17 protein-coding genes are annotated in these 20,167 nt (G+C 32.7%); 9 read left to right on the forward strand and 8 right to left on the reverse strand.

Features of this window, described 5'->3' with window-relative positions:
- Window positions 1-89: 89 nt before the first annotated feature.
- From ACKTSU_RS01315 to ACKTSU_RS01335, 5 genes are all read left to right on the forward strand, one after another.
- Entirely contained in the window at window positions 90-653 is a 564-nt protein-coding gene (locus ACKTSU_RS01315; protein ID WP_408034580.1) for a uracil-DNA glycosylase family protein, read from the forward strand.
- Between the two features lie 74 nt (window positions 654-727).
- Window positions 728-1,927, forward strand: coding sequence for a GTPase HflX (gene hflX / locus ACKTSU_RS01320; RefSeq protein ID WP_408034581.1), 1,200 nt, complete (start codon window positions 728-730; stop codon window positions 1,925-1,927).
- Between the two features lie 373 nt (window positions 1,928-2,300).
- Entirely contained in the window at window positions 2,301-3,005 is a 705-nt protein-coding gene (locus tag ACKTSU_RS01325) for an energy transducer TonB (RefSeq protein ID WP_408034582.1), read from the forward strand.
- A 111-nt stretch (window positions 3,006-3,116) separates the two neighbouring features.
- The gene (locus tag ACKTSU_RS01330; RefSeq protein ID WP_408034583.1) at window positions 3,117-3,848 is read left to right on the forward strand and encodes an energy transducer TonB; all 732 of its coding nucleotides are present in this window, start codon (window positions 3,117-3,119) and stop codon (window positions 3,846-3,848) included.
- Between the two features lie 44 nt (window positions 3,849-3,892).
- A complete protein-coding gene (locus tag ACKTSU_RS01335) occupies window positions 3,893-6,637 on the forward strand; it encodes a TonB-dependent receptor (RefSeq protein WP_408034584.1) in 2,745 nt (914 codons plus the stop codon).
- Between the two features lie 74 nt (window positions 6,638-6,711).
- Here the strand turns inward: ACKTSU_RS01335 and ACKTSU_RS01340 are convergent, their stop codons facing one another.
- From ACKTSU_RS01340 to ACKTSU_RS01370, 7 genes are all read right to left on the reverse strand, one after another.
- Window positions 6,712-7,788: a CNNM domain-containing protein gene (locus tag ACKTSU_RS01340; RefSeq protein WP_408034585.1), complete on the reverse strand. Its 1,077-nt coding sequence runs from the start codon at window positions 7,786-7,788 to the stop codon at window positions 6,712-6,714.
- An 86-nt stretch (window positions 7,789-7,874) separates the two neighbouring features.
- Window positions 7,875-8,717: a DUF3078 domain-containing protein gene (locus ACKTSU_RS01345; RefSeq protein WP_408034586.1), complete on the reverse strand. Its 843-nt coding sequence runs from the start codon at window positions 8,715-8,717 to the stop codon at window positions 7,875-7,877.
- Between the two features lie 80 nt (window positions 8,718-8,797).
- Window positions 8,798-9,748 (reverse strand): DUF3078 domain-containing protein, encoded by a 951-nt coding sequence (locus tag ACKTSU_RS01350; RefSeq protein WP_408034587.1) that lies wholly within the window; start codon window positions 9,746-9,748, stop codon window positions 8,798-8,800.
- A 32-nt stretch (window positions 9,749-9,780) separates the two neighbouring features.
- Window positions 9,781-10,290, reverse strand: coding sequence for a DUF2480 family protein (locus ACKTSU_RS01355; protein WP_408034588.1), 510 nt, complete (start codon window positions 10,288-10,290; stop codon window positions 9,781-9,783).
- Between the two features lie 83 nt (window positions 10,291-10,373).
- Window positions 10,374-10,694, reverse strand: a complete 321-nt coding sequence (locus ACKTSU_RS01360; RefSeq protein WP_028891358.1) for a DUF59 domain-containing protein — start codon at window positions 10,692-10,694, stop codon at window positions 10,374-10,376.
- A 2-nt stretch (window positions 10,695-10,696) separates the two neighbouring features.
- Window positions 10,697-11,485: a hypothetical protein gene (locus ACKTSU_RS01365; RefSeq protein WP_408034589.1), complete on the reverse strand. Its 789-nt coding sequence runs from the start codon at window positions 11,483-11,485 to the stop codon at window positions 10,697-10,699.
- Window positions 11,486-11,489: 4 nt separating this feature from the next.
- A complete protein-coding gene (locus tag ACKTSU_RS01370; protein ID WP_408034590.1) occupies window positions 11,490-11,915 on the reverse strand; it encodes a SufE family protein in 426 nt (141 codons plus the stop codon).
- A gap of 187 nt (window positions 11,916-12,102) precedes the next feature.
- On the opposite strand from ACKTSU_RS01370, the gene ACKTSU_RS01375 reads away from it, so the two are divergent.
- Window positions 12,103-13,029 (forward strand): PfkB family carbohydrate kinase, encoded by a 927-nt coding sequence (locus ACKTSU_RS01375; protein WP_298996834.1) that lies wholly within the window; start codon window positions 12,103-12,105, stop codon window positions 13,027-13,029.
- Window positions 13,030-13,107: 78 nt separating this feature from the next.
- Entirely contained in the window at window positions 13,108-15,006 is a 1,899-nt protein-coding gene (locus ACKTSU_RS01380; RefSeq protein ID WP_408034591.1) for an amidophosphoribosyltransferase, read from the forward strand.
- A 76-nt stretch (window positions 15,007-15,082) separates the two neighbouring features.
- On the opposite strand, the gene ACKTSU_RS01385 is transcribed toward ACKTSU_RS01380, so the two are convergent.
- Window positions 15,083-15,445 carry an SPOR domain-containing protein gene (locus ACKTSU_RS01385; protein ID WP_408034592.1) on the reverse strand — a complete coding sequence of 121 codons (363 nt, stop codon included), beginning with the start codon at window positions 15,443-15,445 and terminating at the stop codon, window positions 15,083-15,085.
- Between the two features lie 214 nt (window positions 15,446-15,659).
- Here ACKTSU_RS01385 and ACKTSU_RS01390 point away from each other — a divergent pair, with 214 nt between their 5' ends.
- Together ACKTSU_RS01390 and ACKTSU_RS01395 are read left to right on the forward strand one after the other, a co-directional pair.
- Window positions 15,660-16,952 (forward strand): c-type cytochrome, encoded by a 1,293-nt coding sequence (locus ACKTSU_RS01390; RefSeq protein ID WP_408034593.1) that lies wholly within the window; start codon window positions 15,660-15,662, stop codon window positions 16,950-16,952.
- 32 nt (window positions 16,953-16,984) lie between these two features.
- Entirely contained in the window at window positions 16,985-20,143 is a 3,159-nt protein-coding gene (locus ACKTSU_RS01395) for a TAT-variant-translocated molybdopterin oxidoreductase (RefSeq protein WP_408034594.1), read from the forward strand.
- Window positions 20,144-20,167 lie beyond the last annotated feature (24 nt).

Genomic DNA, 20,167 nt, shown 5'->3' on the forward strand with positions numbered 1-20,167 from the left:
TGAGTAAAGCGAATAAGCACAAAATTGCATCGAGATATCTCTTATCAATAAAGCATTTTTAAATCGATAGGATTTTAGTATTTTTAACTATGGAAGAATTACTATCCGATATTCGTGAATGCACTATTTGTAAAGATTTTATAGAGCCTAACCCTGTTGTTTTAGCAAGTAAACAATCAAAGGTTATTATTGTTGGTCAAGCACCAGGAACAAAAGTACATCAATCAGGAATTCCTTGGGATGATGCTAGTGGAAAGCAATTGCGAAATTGGCTAGGTGTTACTGATGAGCAGTTTTACAACACAAACAATTTTGGAATAATTCCAATGGGATTTTGTTATCCAGGAAAAGGAAAATCAGGAGATTTACCACCAAGAAAAGAATGTGCACCTCTATGGCATCAACCCTTGTTAGATGAAATGCCCAATGTACAATTAGTTATTTTAATTGGTATGTATGCTCAGAATTACTATCTAAAAGACAAAGCAAAACGAACGCTTACAGAAACGGTAGATGCTTTTCACGAATATTTACCAGACTATTTTGTGCTGCCGCATCCATCACCAAGAAATCGATTTTGGTTAACTAAAAATCCATGGTTTGAAAAGGAGGTATTGCCTCAATTAAAAAAGATAATTAAAGAGTTACTATAGGATTAAAAAATAACCCAGTTCTCAAACAAATAAGTTAATTACTTTACATTGATAAATTCGTACTTTTGTACCGTATGATAGAAACACGTGAAGCCATATCAGAAAAAGCGGTTTTAATAGGAATTATAACCCAACATCAAGACGAAAAACAGTCAGAAGAATATTTAGATGAACTAGAGTTTTTAACTCTAACAGCTGGAGGGGTTGCTGTAAAACGTTTTGTACAAAAACTTGATAAGCCCAATCCGAAAACTTTTTTAGGAACAGGAAAGTTAGAAGATGTAAAAGCGTATATAGATTCAAATGATATTGGAACAGCAATTTTTGATGATGAATTATCGCCTGCACAGTTGAGGAACATCGAACGCTTTTTAGATTGTAAAATTTTAGATAGAACCAACTTAATCCTAGATATTTTTGCGAGTAGAGCACAAACTAGTTCAGCAAAAGCTCAGGTTGAATTGGCACAATATCAATATTTGTTACCTCGATTAACTCGTATGTGGACCCACCTTGATAAGCAAAAAGGGGGAATTGGGATGCGTGGACCAGGGGAAACAGAAATTGAAACCGACCGTCGTATCATTCGTGATAAAATCTCATTGCTTAAAAAGAAATTAGAAACTATTGATAAGCAAATGTCAATACAGCGTAAAAACCGTGGTAAAATGGTGCGCGTTGCTTTGGTAGGATATACGAATGTGGGGAAATCTACCTTAATGAATGTGATTAGTAAGAGTGAGGTTTTTGCTGAAAATAAATTATTTGCAACCTTAGATACTACAGTGAGAAAAGTAGTCATTAAAAATATTCCATTTTTAATGACCGATACTGTTGGATTCATTAGAAAATTACCGACTCAGTTAGTAGAATCGTTTAAGTCTACCTTAGATGAAGTTAGAGAAGCTGACTTACTATTACATGTAGTAGATATCTCACATCCAAATTTTGAAGATCATATTGCTTCTGTAAACAAAATTTTAGACGAAATTGATAGTAAAGATAAGCCTACAGTCATGGTGTTTAATAAGATAGATGCTTATACTCATGAAACAATTGATGAAGATGATTTGATTACAGAGAAAACTAAGGAACATTATACTTTAGAAGATTGGAAAAGAACATGGATGAATGATTTAGAAACAGAAAGTATATTCATATCTGCCTTAAATAAAGATAATCTAGAAGACTTTAAAGAAAAGGTGTATGAAGAAGTGAAAAAGATACATATACAACGTTTTCCTTATAACGATTTCTTATATCAAGAATACTAGTTTTTTACAGTAATAAAACACAACGATAACACAAAAAGAACTTAAATAATTGTTATTTAAGTTCTTTTTTATTACATTTATAAATGTTAACACAGTATTTTCTGTGTTTTTTTAAACATTGTAAACCAGTTTTTTAAACATTTTATCCCCCCTAAAAAATGAAAAATAACAAAACTTCGCATAAAAAATCAGCACGATTTTTAGTAGAACATCAAGTTGAAAAGAGTTCATTCATTAACACTCTAAACTTAGTTTAATTCAGCCTTGAAACTTAATAGGTATTCATAAAGCTTTTAATTTTTAAAATAAAGGCCTAAAGAATTGTCTGCTCAATTTTGTATTGAGTTACCATGTTTTAACAAAACAGATCGTGATGAAAAAAATAATAATATTCTTGTTAGCTATTTTATATAGTACACATTTAATTAATGCACAAGAAAAATGTACATCTAAAGATCATGATGCGAAAGATATAAATACGATAGATAAATGTTTGATTGAAAAACAAGATGACAATCAAGAAGAATCTCCTCTAATAGTAACTACGGTCTCTAGTAGAAGATATTTAAAAAAACGTGTTTATTTTGAAAAAGTTACTCGCTTGGCTGAAAAGTTAAAAGCGAAAGAGTTACATTCTTTAAAAATAATTAATGAACTAAATTCATATCATTTAAGTAATCTTACTCCAATCATTAGAAAAACTGAGGGCAAAGGTGTTTCTTTTGATATAGTTGATGAAATTCCTATGTTTTTATCTTGCTCAGATTCTTCAATGGATAAAACAGATTGTTTCAATTATGAAATGCAGCAACATATACTTAATACTTTAGTTTATCCAGATAAAGCTTTGGATGAGGGTATAGAAGGTGACGTGTTGGTGAGTTTTATAATTGACGAAACAGGTAAGGTTACTGATATAAAAACAGAAGGAGAAGGAGTGCATGAACTTTTAAAAGAAGAAGCAAAAAGAATTGTATTGTTGCTCCCAAATTTTAAACCAGGAAAACAAGCTGGTACTTCTTCTAAAGTATTGTATAGTTTTCCTATGAATTTTACATTGAATACAGATGTAGATTAACTATATAAATAATTTAATAATTCACAAAAAAAGAGTACTTTTGCCCGCTAATTTTTCTTTATTAATTAATATATTAATTAGTTGACTAGGAAATCATTAAAACCCTTAAGTGTGAAAAAAGTAATTTTATTTATATTTTTAGTTTGTCTATATACTACTAATGTAATGTCTCAACGTGAAGTTTGTGAAACTCCTGAAGAAGCTTTAGACTTAAATAGTATTACTAAATGTACGATTGAGCCTAAAAGTAAAAACAGCAAAGGAACACGTCAAATCTCTGTTAAGGTTTCTGCTAACAGAAGGTACCTAAAAAAGAGAGAGATGTTCAAAAAGAAAGTTGTGTCTAATGCAGCTGACCTATCTAGTGTAGGTACAGCAAAAGTTGATGAGACTCAAGAATCAGCTGAGATTGCTAAATCCTTAGTAATCAAGAATAATATTGAAGATCTAACGAGTAAACTATCAGCCGAAGAAATAAGAAAAGCTGAAAAGTTTAGTACTGTAGACAAGATACCTCTTTTTACGGCTTGTGAAAAAGCTAAAAAAGGAGACAGGTTAGATTGTTTTAATATTGAAATGGTAAAACATATTCAAAAGCATTTCAGGTACCCTAGTCAAGCAGTTAAAGAATCTATTCAAGGTGAGGTTTGGGTTCGTTTTATTATTGATAAAAACGGACAGGTAAAGAACATTAAAACCTTAGGACCAACGAATGGAGAGTTGTTAAATAATGAAGCTGTTCGAGTAGTATCACAATTACCTCAATTTATCCCAGCTAAAAAGCAAGGGGGTAATACTTCAGTTAAATACGGATTCCCTATTATGTTTGCTCTAGATGAGTAAATAAACCAACGATAACTTAACACAAATCAATTAAAATAAACATTATGTTTAAAAATCTACTATCTATATTTTTAGTAGTTTGTGCTATATCTGTATATGGACAAACTACTATAAAAGGAAAAGTCTATGACGAATATCTAGAGCCTTTTTCTAATGCTGTAATTATTTCGAAAGATGCAAGAGCTACTTCTGATTTTGATGGAAACTTTTCTATTACAGTAAAAGAGGCATACCCGGTAAGTCTTCAGGTTTCTGCTTTTGGATATAAAACGGAATTAATTGAAATTCTATCAGAAGGTCAAGAAGTAAATGTTATATTAAAAGAAAACATTGCATTAGATGAAGTTGTAATATCTGCATCAAGATCTCCAGAACGAGTTATAGAATCTCCTGTAACTATCGAAAGAATGGGGATTAATGATATTAGAAAAAATACATCGGTAACATATTATGATGGAATGGCTAACTTAAAAGGTATTGATTTAAGAGAAACCGGTTATGGTTTTAAATCAATCAATACAAGAGGATTTTCATCTTTTGAAAACACTCGTTTTGTACAGTTAGTTGATGGTATGGATACTGCGGTACCTGCATTAACATTTTCTATGGGTAATTTAGCAGGGAGCTCGGATTTAGATGTGGAAAGTGTTGAAGTGTTACCAGGAGCTGCTTCTGCCTTATATGGTGCAAATGCTTTTAATGGAATTATGTTATTAAAGAGTAAAAATCCATTTAAATACTCTGGTATTAGTACTTATTTCAAAACAGGATACAGTTCTCAAGAAGCTGGAGGAAACAATCCTTTCTACGATTTTGGAATGCGCATGGCTTACAAGTTTAGCGATAAATTTGCGGGTAAAGTAAACTTTACTTATTTCAGTGCAGAGGAATGGCACGCTAATAACATAGGGAACTCTACTGGAATTGGAGGTTTTGAAATAGGTGGAGATAGATCTTTACCAGGATATGATGGTATTAACGTATATGGAGATGAAGTATCTGCTACATTAAGACAAATAGCAACAGAAGCAAGTAAAACAAATCCATTAATTACACAAGACCTTATCAATTCGTTACCTGATGAAAAAATTACAAGAACAGGGTATGATGAATCAAGTTTAGTTGATTACAATTCAAACGGTTTAAAGTTTGATGCTTCATTACACTATCGTCCTTGGGCTAATGAAAATTTAGAGATTGTTTGGAATTCAAGATTTGCTAGAGGTAAAAATATTTATCAAGGAGCAAACAGATATGTGCAAGATGGGTTTTCTTTCGAGCAACATAGGTTAGAATTTTTAGGAAAAAACTTTTTCTTAAGAGGATATTATACTGCAAACGATTCGGGAGATTATTTTGATTCTCGTTTCAAGGCAATTAACATAAACCGAGTTTGGAAAGAAGATAAAAATTGGTTCGGAGATTACTTAAATGCTTATTTAAGTCAAGGAAGAGATCACTCTAAAGCTAGAGATTTTGCTAATAGTGGTCGTTTTATGCCAGGAACTGCAGAGTTTAATAAAGCTGCAACAGATGTGGTTTCTAAATCAGTAGCAGAAGGAGGGGCAAAATTATCAGATCAAACATCATATTACCATGCAGATGGTAACTATAACTTCCGTGATATAATTAAGTTTGGAGAAATTCAAATAGGAGGTTCTTATAGAAAAATGAACTTAAACTCTCAAGGTTCAGTATTTACAGATAGAGATTCTAAAATATCATTTGATGAATTTGGTATTTATACTCAGTTGCAAAAGAAGTTTTTTGATGAAAGATTAAAGTTTACAGGATCTGTTCGTTATGACAAGTCAACAAATTTTAAAGGAAATTATTCGCCAAGGGTATCTTTAAATTACTCATTAGGTGAAAATAAAGATCACGTAATTAGAGCATCTTATCAAACAGGATTTAGAAATCCAACATTACAAGAGCAGTACTTTGGTCTTCCTATTGGAACAGGACACTTAATAGGTGGAGTTGAAGATAATTTAGATAGATACGTAGTTAATATTGGAGGAGGAAAAACTTTAACAGGGGTTGATGCTTTTCAGAACTCTTTTTCAAAAGCTGAGCTTGATAGAGGAAACTTCAAAAAGTCTCAATTAAGTATAATTGAACCAGAAAAAGTTATCTCATATGAATTAGGATATAGAAGTATTATCAATTTAAATTCAGATAAGATTTTAGAATTAGATATTAATGGTTACTATAACAATTATGAGTCTTTTACAGCAATTAAAGATGTTATTGTGCCTCATTATGGTGGTTTTGATGCTAACGGTAATCCAGATGCACAAGCTTTAGCAGCACTACAAAGCAATGATGTAACTTCTTTCTCTGTAAATACCAACTCGAATGCAGATGTAACTTCTTATGGTATTGGAATAGGCATGTTGACTAAAATATTTAAAGGATTTGAATTAGGAGCAAGTTATAATTATGCTAAGTTTGATTTTGATGAAGCTTCAGACCCAGATTTTGAGCCAGCATTTAACACACCAGAGCACAAAGTAAAAGTTCAGTTTGGTCACCCTAACTTATTTAAAAACTTTGGATTTAACATTAATGCTCGTTGGCAAGATGAATACTATTGGCAATCATCTTTCTTACAAGGGTTAGTTGATGCTAGAACAGTATTAGATGCTCAAGTTAATTATACAGTTCCAGCAATTAAATCAAGGTTTAAAATAGGAGGAACTAACTTAACTGGTAAGGAATATTTTATTGCACCAGGAGCAGGATCAATAGGTTCTTTATATTACATATCTTGGACAATCAATGACTAATTAACTTAGTTGTATAAAATAAAAGAGGCGTGAATTGTAATTCACGCCTCTTTTTGTATAATGATTAAAATAGTTTATTCATTTTCGCTATCATCACTAATAATGCCTAATCGCTTAGCGCGTTGTTCCCAGCTCTTTCTAGCTAAGCTTTGAAGGTTAGCTACATTATCACTTTCATCCATAATTTCATAGCCTAAAAGCGTTTCTATAACGTCTTCTTGAGTAACTAAACCACTAACAGAACCATATTCATCAACAACTAAAGCTAAGTGCTCCCTTTGTTCAATCAAACGTTCAAATAAATTTGGAATGGATAACTCTCGACTAGCTATTATAATCTCTCTTTTAATACTTTTTAAAGGTTCCTCTCCTTTATTATCTACTAATGAAAGTAATAATTGGTCTTTTAAAACATAGCCTGTAATATTGTCTGGATTTTCAGCATAAACAGGAATTCTTGAAAATCGTAAAGGTCTATTTTCGTTAAAGAATGATTTTATACTTTGGTTTTCATCAGCAGTAGTAAGAACTGTACGAGGAGTCATAATATGTTTAGCCTGTACTTGTTTAAAGTTTAGCATGTTTCTGATTACTTTACTTTCGCTTTCATGAAAAACTCCTTCTTGTTCAGCAATATCGGTCATTGCGGTAAAATCTTCTCTACTAAGTACGCTTTCTCCATGAGCTCCTTTTCCAAATATTTTGGTAAAAAGTTGAAGCGTCCAGATAATTCCTGTGTATTTGCAGAAAAAGATTAAGATATTTAAAGCTTTTGTTGAAAAACCAGCCAACGATTTCCAGTAAGTAGCCCCTATAGTCTTAGGAATGATTTCAGAAGCCACTAAAATTAAAATAGTCATTATAGCTGAAACAATAAAAACACCATTACCATCATCACTAAATATCTTTTTTGCTTGCGCACCTACTAAAATGGCTCCTACAGTATGTGCGATAGTATTAACAGTAAGGATGGCGATAAGGGGTTTGTCTACATCTTTTTTTAAGGTTTCTAAATCGTCAGCGTACGCTTTACCTTCTTTCTTTTTAACATTAACAAAAGTTGGTGTTACACTTAGTAAAACAGCTTCAAGTATGGAGCATAAAAAGGAGAAAAATATAGATAAAGTTGCGTAAACAATTAAAAGTGTCATTCGTTAAAATTTTTAAGCTAAAATACATAAAAAAGAAAACCTCAAGAAGTACTTCTTGAGGTTTTAAATAGGTGTTTTGTTATGTTTTAAAAACCGTAGTTAATTCCTAAACCAAATACTTCTCTTGTTTGAAATCCTTCAAAAGCATTATCATCATAAATTGTTTGCATAGAAAGGTTTGCAGATAAATACTTGTTAACTTTCATTACTACATTAACAGTATAATCAATATCTACATTTTGAAACTCTTCTAAATAGTTGCTATAAAGGTTTAAGATATTTTCTACAGAAACATTTTTCATTACGTCTAATTTGTAATAAGCGTTTAAAGCAGCACCTAACTCATAACGGGTTGTTTCTCCTTGTGCCACACCAAAAGCTTCTCCTGTCTCAGTTAAATGTCCGTGTACTAGTATAACTTTAGAAGTTGCAGGAGCAATATTAACTTTTAAGTTGTCATGTTTTTTCCATAACATACCAGGTCCAAATTGAAAGTATGCAGGAGAAAAGAAATGCGATGTTTGGATTCCGTCTTCAGTATATGTTGATGACATTTGTGTTTTAAAGTTTAAAAAAGCAGAATAGTACCAGTTACCACCAGCTTTTTTACCCGCTAATGAGTTTAACTCTAAACGGTCATCTGTTTTTTTCATTTCTTCTCCTTTTAGTTTTGTTAAACCGTAAGAAGCGATTAATTTATTGTCCCAAGTCCAGTCACCTTTAGTATAGTTAAAGTCGTAATTTAAACCAATGGTACCAGAAATGTTATTTGTACCTCCAGCTAACCAGTTGTTAAAGGCAGATTGATTGAACAGGAAAGAAATGTTACCGTTTCTTTTCCATCCTTCTTTAGGTTCTTCTTTTTTTTCTTCTTGTGCATTAGCTGTTAAAGCACCAAACAAAACAGCGATTGCTAATAATTTTTTCATTATGATGAATTTTAATTTATTTTTTTGAGGGCGCGAATGTACGCTTTACATAAAGCTTAGACAAAGTTATTGATTAAAAGTCACGTTTTATGAAAAATATAATTCAAGCCAAGTCCAAAAACCTCTTTAAATTGTATTTTCTTAGAAGCGTCATCATCAATAATTGCATGTAAACCAAGGTTTGTAGAAAGGTTTTTATTAATCTTTACGAAGATGTTTAATTGATAATCGATATCTATATTCTGTGGATTACTTAAATAATCTGAATAGACAGCAAGAATATTTTCCATTGTTACGTCTTTCATGATTTCTTTCTTGTAGTAAGCAGAAAGGTTAAAACCTAAGCCTAGTTTTGAGGTTTTACCTTCTTCAACACCATACTTCCCTGAAAATTCATTAGAAACAAACGTATAACGAGCTGTAGCTGGTGCAATGTTTATCCTAGCATCATCATTTCGTTTCCAAAGCATACCGGGGCCAAAACTCCAATAAGCAGGAGAGAAAAAGTCAGAAACCGCTAGTTTTGGTTCTTGTTTATAATCATATCCTCTAGCATATTGTGTTTTAAAGTTACTAAAAAAAGAGAAAAACCAAAGTTTAGAAGCTTTTAGACCTAATAAAGAATTGTATTCGAATCGGTCTTCTGTTTTTCTCATTCCTTGACCGTCAACATAACTTAAACCGTAAGCAGATATAACTTTATTATCCCAGTTCCATTTCTTTTTTTTGTAGTTGAAATCATAACCAAGCGTCATGTTTCCGGCAACAGTGTTGTTTCCTCCTGCAGACCAATTAGCAAAAGATGATTGGTTGAATAAAAAAGTATATTTACCTGTAACCATCCATTTTTTTGGCGGGTTCTTTTTTATCAATACTTCAGGAGTAAGGAATCGTCTTATAATGGTAGAGCTATAGTCAACTTCAGCAGGAGCACTAACTAATTTTAATGCTGAAATGCTGTCTTTTTTTGTCCTTTGTGAAAAGGCAGAAAAAGAATAACATATAAAAAGAAATAAAAAGAGTTTTTTCATCTATAGTTAAGTTAAGGAGTTTATAAATCGAATTACTTTTTTTTCTTGTAAAGAGGTACTGTTGAACAAGCTTCACCAAACATAATAGTCTTGGCTACAGTTTTTACTTTTTCAATAAGTAAGGTGTATGCCGAAGCTGGTATAGGCTTATTTGTACAACCTTTTATAATTATGGGTTTGTCTTTGTATTCAGATATATCAATTTGGTTTATGATATCTTGGTAAATAACTGTTTCAAGTAGTGGTAAATCACCAACTACTACTTTTTTAGCAAAAGGTGTAAGCTCGACAGTTAGTAACAAGTATGCCCATGAAGGAATAATAGCATCAGAAGAGCAAGTTAGAGCAACATAACTATCTTGATATTGAGACCAGTCGTGATTTTTTACAGACTCTCTAAAGTCTTTTTCACGAAGAATTAATTCTTCAAATAACCAATCTTTAATATCAAACATTACACGTTTACCTTGAGGATAAAAATCTTCAAGGTCTATTGTAGTAAGATTACTATTTGCTACTCTATTAATTATTTCTTCTGCCATATTTTTATTCAATAGTTGTTGAGTTAAAAAACTTTAACTGCTATTTAAGTATTGTAATAATTTCCTTAAAAAATGAAATTATTTTATAACATTCCTAGCTCTAATTTAGCTTCCTCACTCATCATGTCTTGTGTCCAAGTAGGATCAAAAGTGATTTCAACTTCACAGTTGTTAATTTCTTTTAGTGTTTTTACCTTTTCTTCAACTTCAACAGGTAAAGTTTCTGCTACAGGGCAGTTAGGAGAAGTTAACGTCATTAATATTTTTGCGTCGTTTTCCTCCGAAATAAATACGTCGTAAATTAATCCTAATTCGTAGATGTCTACTGGGATTTCAGGATCGTATATCGTTTTTAATACACGTACGATTTTATCTCCTAATTCTTCTAATTGATCTTCGGTCATTGTTATTTGTTGTATGTATATTCTTCTGTTACTATTGATTGAGTATTGGGGCTGGTTTTAACTTGTTTGATTAAAAAACCATCGGCGTCATATGTATTTGTATAAGTGTTTTCAAAAAATAATTGATTATCTATATAAGACTTTGTTTTTATAAACACATTAATCGGTGGTAATGTTTTTATTTCATCACCTAGTGCAAAAGTAGCTCTAAAAATTGATGATCTGAGATAGGCTTCAAAATAAGGTACAGCAGAAAAAGGACTCTTCTTTATATTCTCATATTGAATAATATGATATTCTGTATCTTTATATACAATCTTTACCTTATCATTTTCTAAATACTCAAATGTTATTATCCAGTCAGTAGAGTTTGGTGTATCATTAACATTTCTAACTTTAACTAATCTATTCGAAGAATCATATTCATAATAGACTGTATTTAATAGGTTTAAATTATAGGTTTCGGATTTAACAATATTACCTTCATTATAAGTAAATAAAGTTTTAACAATAAGCTCTTTATTATCATACTTATATATACTTAACAATTTGTTTTCAAGATAATTAAATTCATAATAGTCATCAACGTTATTAGAATAAAAATTTTTTTTTAACCTAAATTGATCGTCATATGTGTATTGATTGATTGATGAAGAGTTATTATGTGTATATATTTTCTTTATAGGTAGTTTTGGTTCTACTTTGACAGGATCAATTGAATTACCTTCACTAGAGCACCCCAGCATAAAAAAAAACATGATATTTAACGCAATCAATATTTGTTTCTTCATATTATTAATTAGTTAATTTACTTTGCTGTGCAATCGCATACATTTTAATCTGTTTTACCATTGATACTAATCCGTTAGCTCTGGTTGGACTCAAATGTTCTTTTAAGCCAATTTCGTCAATAAAATTAGTATCAGCTTCTAAAATAGCTTTCGGTGTTTGGTTTGAAAATACCCTCAATAATAAAGCCACAATTCCCTTGGTTAAAATTGCATCACTATCGGCAGTAAATTCAATAGTGTCTCCTTTTAATTCAGAATGTAGCCATACTTTTGACTGACAGCCTTTTATCAGATTTTCATCTAATTTGTAAGCATCGTCTATTAATGGTAATGATTTTCCTAATTCGATGATGTATTCGTAACGTTCCATCCAGTCTTCAAACATTGAAAACTCATCAATAATTTCTTCTTGTATTTCTTTGATAGTCATTTTTTAAAACTATTTTTGCAGAGTCAAAAAGACCGTTTTTAATTAAAGGGGCAAAATTACGACAAAAAAGGCAGTTAACATTACAGTTTGCGTCTTAATACATATTATTAGTAAAACTTTAAGCCTTACATTGTTAAGGCAAAAAGAAAAGAAATATTTCTTCTAGTACAGGAGATTAGGTAGAGTTATGAGTAAATTATTAGCAGTAGGTACGGTAGCGTTTGATGCTATTGAAACACCTTTCGGAAAGACAGATAAGATTTTAGGAGGATCAGGTACGTTTGTAGGATTGGCAGCTTCACAGTTTGGAGTAAAAACAGGAGTTGTTTCTGTTGTTGGAGGAGATTTTCCTCAGTCATATTTAGATATGATGAACAATAAAGGAATCAATACTGATGGGGTTGAAATCGTAAAAGACGGAAAAACCTTCTTTTGGAGTGGAAAATATCATAACGATATGAATTCTCGTGATACTTTGGTTACTGAATTAAATGTGTTAGAGCATTTTCAGCCAGTAGTGCCAGAGTCTTTTAAAGATGCGCCAATTGTGATGTTGGGGAATTTACATCCATTAACACAAGCATCGGTGTTAGATCAAATGAATGAGCGCCCAAAGTTAGTGGTATTAGATACTATGAACTTTTGGATGGATATTGCTTTAAACGATTTACACGAAGTGTTAAAACGTGTAGATGTTATTACAATTAATGATGAAGAAGCTCGTCAGTTAAGTGGAGAGTATTCATTGGTTAATGCAGCTCAAAAAATTCATGAAATGGGACCAAAATATGTGGTGATTAAAAAAGGAGAGCACGGAGCTTTATTGTTCAACGAAGGTAATATGTTCTTTGCGCCAGCGTTACCACTAGCAGAAGTGTTTGATCCAACAGGAGCAGGAGATACGTTTGCAGGAGGTTTCTGCGGATATTTAGCTAAAACTGAAGATATTTCTTTTGAAAACATGAAGAGTGCCATTATCTACGGATCTAACTTAGCATCGTTCTGTGTTGAAAAATTCGGAACAGAACGTATGGAGGAGCTGTCAAACCAAGAAGTACAAGCACGTTTACAAGCTTTTAAAGAATTAACACAATTTGATATTGAATTATCATAACTATAAATCCGCGCTTTTTGGTGCGGATTTTTTTATACAACACACAAAACCACAACACAACTAAATACTTGAAATTAAATGAGTGACGCTATTAAACATGAATGCGGAATTGCAATGGTTCGATTAAAAAAACCATTACAATATTATAAAGATAAATACGGTACCGCGTTTTATGGTGTAAACAAAATGTATTTGTTAATGGAAAAACAGCACAACAGAGGTCAAGATGGTGCTGGATTAGCAAGTATTAAATTTAATGTAGAGCCAGGAACAAGGTATATAAGTAGAGTTCGATCGAATGAGTCGCAACCTATTCAAGATATCTTTGGAAAAATTAATAAAAGAGTCAACGGGGTTTTTGAAGAAAATCCAGATAAAGTTGATGATGTTGAATGGCAAGAAGAAAATGTACCTTATTTAGGTAATTTATTCTTAGGGCATGTTCGTTACGGTACTTTTGGAGGAAACTCTATAGAAAATGTACACCCGTTTTTACGTCAAAGTAACTGGAAGCACCAAAGCTTAATTGTTGCAGGTAACTTTAACATGACAAACTCTAAACAATTATTAAATGATTTAATAGAGTTAGGGCAGCATCCAAAAGAATCTACAGATACGGTTACTATTTTAGAAAAAATAGGACATTTCTTACAGTCGGAAGTTTCTGATTTATATTTAAAAGCAAAAGAAGAAGGATTTAATAAAAAAGATGCTTCTCCATATATAGAAGAACATTTAGATATCCAGCGTATTTTAAAGCGTTCAGCTAAGAACTGGGATGGAGGTTATGCTATGGCAGGTATGTTAGGACACGGAGATGCATTTGTATTGAGAGATCCATCAGCTATTCGTCCAGCATTTTTCTATGAAGATGATGAAGTAGTGGTGGTAGCTTCTGAGCGTCCAGTTATTCAAACAGCTTTTAATGTAGATATCGATTCAATAAAAGAAATTGAAAGAGGTCATGCGTTAATTATTAAGAAAAATGGTCAAACAAGCATGTCGCCAATTTTAGAGCAACGTCCTAAAAAAGCATGTTCGTTTGAGCGTATTTATTTTTCTAGAGGTAGTGATGCTTCAATTTATAAAGAGCGTAAAAATTTAGGAAAATATGTATTTCCTGAAGTGTTAAAATCGATTGATAATGATATTGAAAACTCTGTGTTTTCATACATTCCAAACACGGCTGAAACTTCTTTCTTCGGAATGATGGAAGCTGCGGAAGATGTGTTAAACCAACAGAAAACAGATGCTATTTTAGCAGGTGGAGGAAAATTATCAAAAGAAAAGGTAACGGAGATTCTTTCTAAACGACCACGTTTTGAAAAGATAGCTATTAAAGATGCAAAACTACGTACTTTTATTACAGATGACAGTAGTCGTGATGATTTAGTAGCGCACGTATATGATATTACTTACGGAGTTGTAAAACCAACCGATAACTTAGTGATTATTGATGATAGTATCGTAAGAGGAACTACTTTGAAGAAAAGTATCATTAAGATATTAGATCGATTGAATCCAAAGAAAATAGTGGTAGTTTCATCGGCACCTCAGATTCGTTATCCAGATTGTTATGGTATTGATATGGCTAAGATTAATGATTTTATCGCATTTAAAGCTGCTTTAGAGTTGTTAAAAGAAACAAATCAATACAACATTGTTGATGAAGTGTATCAAAAATGTAAGCAACAAGAAAATAGTGAGGATAAAGATGTAGTAAATTACGTAAAAGAAATTTATGCACCGTTTACTGATGAAGAAATCTCTGCTAAGATTGCTCAGATGTTAAAAACTGAAGAAATTAAAGCTGAAGTAGAAGTAATCTTTCAACCTGTTAGTGAATTGCATAAAGCTTGTCCAGATAATTTAGGAGACTGGTACTTTACTGGAGATTATCCTACTGATGGTGGTCATAGAGTGGTAAACCAAGCGTTTATCAATTTTTATGAAGGAAGCGATGCTAGAGCTTACTAATAATAAGTATTAGTGATATAAATAAAAAAAGAGTGATCAATTGATCACTCTTTTTTATGGTGTAAATATTTGTTTTTTACATAGGAACAACGATAGCTCCAGAGAATTTCTCGCGAATTTCATTTAAAGCTCTGTCTGCATGTAAACGTGTTTTGTAGTTTCCAACTTGTATTTTCCATTCAGGGGCAGAATAAGTTAACTTGGTGTATACACCAGGGTACTCCACTTGAAATCTGTTTCGTAAGCTTCTAGCTCGTCCTTCTTGGCCATTATATAGCTGTATTCTATAACCAGTTCCGTTGTGTTTGTTGTAAGCTCTTTTTTTCTCTATTAAAGAGTTAATGTTTTTGCTGTCAGCGTACTTAGATTGTGCATTTACGCTAAAAACACCAGCTGTTAATAGAAGTATAAGTGTTATGATTAAACTGCTTTTCTTCATTTTTTGAATCTTTTTACAAAAGTAACGACTTGTCCGTTAATAGATTGTTAATCTCTTTTATTTAGAATTATTATAAATTGCAAATAAGCAATCTCTTTACATTTCACAATTTAGACAGAAGTAGTACTTTTGTGCAACTTTCTGTGTGCTAAATTAAAATTAGTAATACAGGAAAAATTGTACCAAAATAGATACAAAACTTATATTTTATAGTATGAAAAGTGTGAATCATCACAGTCGGTTAACCAAAACTCTAGTAAGGAGTTTAGCTTTCTTTTTAGTTTTCTTAGTAAGTTTTTCGGCGTTCTCGCAAGATGTAGACGAAGCGCGTCAAAAAGAAGGGAAGAAATTATTTAAGTCTTTATGTGCTTCTTGTCACAAGTTAGATAAAAAACTTGTGGGACCTGCTTTAGGTAGTGTTGAAGAAAAAAGGACTAATGAGTGGCTAAAGGCATGGATTAAAGATAATGCTGCTTTAAGAGCTACTGGGGATAAAGATGCTATTGCGATTTTTGAAGAATACAATGGGTCTAACATGACAGCTTTCCCTCAGTTAACTGATCAAAATATTGATGATATTTTGTATTATACAACTGTAGGTGAGTTGAAAAAGACTCCTGCTGCAGGTGCGGAAGTTGTTGGTCAGCCTCAAGGAGATCAAGCTCCTCAGTGGTTGATATATATATTAGCAGCGGCAATTGTTGTAGCGTTTTTAATTATTGGTAGTTTATTGAAGACTATTAGTGAGTTAAAAGGTGCTCCAAAAACTCCAGGTTTAATGGGGCAAACTGCTGAGTTGTGGGAAGGAATTAAACGTAATACATTCTTAAAAGTGTTAACGGTAATTTTTGGAGCTTTAATAGCTGCGTACTTCTTATTCGGTACGTTGTTTAAAGTTGGTGTTGATACGAATTATCAACCAATTCAACCAATTGCATTTTCGCATAAAATTCACGCAGGAGATAATAAGATTGATTGTCAGTACTGTCACTCTTCTGCTAAGCATAGTAAAACATCTGGAATTCCTTCAGTAAATGTTTGTATGAACTGTCATAAAAACATTTCAGAAGTTGCAGATGATACTAAAGTTGTAATGGATGATCATACCTTAGTAAAAGCAGATTTAGATAAAGAAATCGCTAAGATTTACGAAGCTGCTGGTTGGGATCCAGATAAATTAGAATACACAGGTAATACTAAGCCAATCAAATGGGTTAGAGTTCATAATTTACCAGATTTTGCATATTTTAACCACTCACAACACGTAACAGTAGGTGGTGTTGCTTGTCAAAAATGTCACGGACCAGTAGAAGAAATGGAAGAAGTGTACCAATATTCTCCATTAACAATGGGTTGGTGTATCGACTGTCATAAGGAAACTAAGGTTGACTTAAAAGGTAATGAGTACTATGCTAAGATTCACGAAGAATTAGCTAAGAAGTACGGTGTTGAGCAAGTAACAATTGCACAATTAGGAGGAAAAGAGTGTGGTAAGTGCCACTATTAATCAAATTAGAAAGTAGAAAAACACATATATAAATGGCTTCAGACAAAAAATACTGGCAAAGTGTTGAGGAACTTAAAGGAAGTTCTATTGTTGAAACGCTACGTAATAATGAGTTTGTACAAGATATCCCTACAGATGAGTTTTTAGGTGATAAAGAAACCTTAGAAACTTCATCAACATCACGTAGAGATTTCTTGAAATATGTTGGATTTACCACTGCGGCAGCTTCTTTAGCAGCTTGTGAAGGTCCAGTAAGAAAATCAATTCCTTATGTAGTGCAACCTAATGATATCGTAGTAGGTGTTGCCGATTGGTACGCAACTACAATCGCAGATGGTTTTGATTTCGCAAACGTATTAGTTAAAACACGTGAAGGGCGTCCAATTCAAATCATGCCTAACAAAGAGGCAGGAGGAGTAACAAACGCACGTACGCAAGCATCGGTTTTATCATTGTATGATGGTAAATTAAGATTAAGAGAACCAAGAAAAGGTGAAACTGAAATCTCTTGGGCTGATGCTGACAAAGAAATCGTGGCTAAGTTAAACGAGTTAAAGAACGCTAACGAACCAGTAGTCTTATTAACAGGAACTTTAGCGAGTCCTTCTACTGATAAAGTTATTGCTGATTTTATCGCTGCTTATCCAAATGTTAAGCATGTAGTATATGATGCAATTTCTGAAAGTGCCACAGCTGATGCTTTTGAAGCTATGTATGGTAAAAGAGCTTTACCAGACTACGATTTTAGTAAAGCAGGAGTTATCGCGTCTATCGGAGCAGATTTCTTAGGAGATTGGCAAGGTGGATATGAGAAATCATATGCAGATGGTCGTAGAGTAGCAACTGGTAAAATGTCTTACCATGTTCAAATTGAAAGTAACATGTCTTTAACAGGTGCTAGTGCCGATAAAAGAATTGTTGCTAAGCCATCTGAACAAATTTTCGCTTTAATCAATTTATACAATGCAGTAACAGGAAATACTCTTCCTTCTAAAGCAACCGCTTTTGATGCAGAAGTTAAGCAATTAGCTAACGATCTTAAAAAAGCAGGTTCAAAAGGAGTTGTAGTTACTGGGTTAAATGATAAAAATGCACAATTAATTGCTTTAGCAATTAACAACGCATTAAACAGTGAAGTAATCGATACACAAGCGGTAAACTTAACTCGCCAAGGTAACGATACTGAAGTTGCACAATTAGTAGCAGATATTAAAGGAGGAAAAGTAAAAGGTTTAGTTACTTATAACGTAAACCCAGTTTACTCTTTAGCAAATGCAGCTGATTTTGCAGAAGGAATTAAAAACTTAAAATTATCTGTTGCCTTATCTACTCAGAATGATGCAACAGCTAATGCTACACAATATACATTGCCAGCACCTCACAACTTAGAAAGTTGGGGAGATGTTATGGCTAAAGAAGGTGTTTATAGTTTAATGCAACCTACTATTCAACCATTATTTAATACACGTCAGTTACAAGATGTATTATTAAAGTGGTCAGGTAGTACAGTAAACTACTATGATACTTTAAAAGAATTTTGGAGTACTAATGTTTTAGGAGGAGCTTCTTGGAATCAAGCATTACATGATGGATTCTTTAAAGCTACAACTACTACTGAAGATGTTGCTTTTGAATCTACTGCAGATGTAAATGCAGCAGCAGTAGGATTAGTAAGATCTGCTAACAGTGCTTCAGGATTTGAATTAAACTTATATTCATCAACTGCATTAGGAGACGGTAAACAAGCCAACAACCCTTGGTTACAAGAATTACCAGACCCTCTTACCCGTGCTTCTTGGGATAACTACTTAACTGTTTCTATGGCTGATGCTAAAGAATTAGGCTTTGAAAACCCAGTAAAAGATAACGGAGCAATTAACGGGAACTATGCTAATGTAACGGTTAATGGAGTTACAATTAACAAAATTCCAGTAATCATTCAACCAGGTCAAGCTAAAGGATCAGTTGGTTTAGCATTAGGTTATGGTAGAACTCAAGGATTAAAGCCAGAGATGCAAGTAGGTATCAACGCATATCCTTTCTATCAAAATGGAAACAACGTACAATTCAATGTTTCTATCGAAAAAGCTTCAGGATGGCACAAGTTTGCTTGTATGCAAGTACAAAGCACTTTAGCTGGTCGTCATGATATTTTGAGAGAAGCTTCATTAAAAGAAGTAAACGATAAGAATTTAGATCCTAAGCATACATGGAACAAACCATTTATGGTTTCTTACGATCACCAAGAAGTTGAAGGAAGTAAAATCGACTTATGGGATGAACATGATAGAAGTTTAGGACATCACTTCAACTTATCTATTGACTTAACATCTTGTACAGGATGTGGGGCTTGTGTTATTGCATGTCATGCAGAAAACAACGTGCCTGTTGTTGGTAAAGATGAAATGAGAGTTGGTAGAGATATGGCTTGGTTACGTATTGACCGTTATTATTCTTCAACTGTTGTAGATAAGCAATATGAGAAAAATGAAAATGGAGAGCCAAGAATTACTTTAGAAGAGTTCAAAGCTCAAAACCCTAATTTAGCGAACCAAGAAGTTGAAAGAAGATATACTGAAAAAGTATTAGAGTTAAGCAAAGGAGATTTATTTGATGCTTTAGAAAACCCAGCTGAAAATCCTCAGGTTGCTTTCCAACCAATGATGTGTCAGCACTGTAACCACGCACCATGTGAAACAGTATGTCCAGTAGCAGCAACATCTCACGGTCGTCAAGGTCAAAACCAAATGGCATATAACCGTTGTGTAGGTACTCGTTACTGTGCAAACAACTGCCCATATAGAGTTCGTCGTTTCAACTGGTTTAACTACGCTGAAAACAACGAGTTTGACTTTAACATGAACAATGAGTACGGAAAAATGGTATTAAACCCAGACGTAGTTGTTCGTTCTCGTGGAGTTATGGAAAAATGTTCTATGTGTATTCAAATGACACAAGCTACCATCTTAAAAGCTAAGAAAGAAGGTAGAGCTGTAAACAAAGATGAGTTTGAAACAGCTTGTTCTGCAGCTTGTTCTACTGGAGCTATGGTGTTTGGAGATATTAACAACTCTGAAGATACAGTTACAGCATTAAAAGAAGATAAAAGAGCATTCCATGTGTTAGATTATATTGGTACAAAACCAAACGTAGTGTACCAAGTGAAAGTAAGAAATACAAACGAAGCTTAATAGTAAAATTAATAAGTATATAGA

Origin of the sequence: Tenacibaculum aestuarii (assembly GCF_964510395.1) — a bacterium.
GTDB lineage: Bacteria > Bacteroidota > Bacteroidia > Flavobacteriales > Flavobacteriaceae > Polaribacter > Polaribacter aestuarii.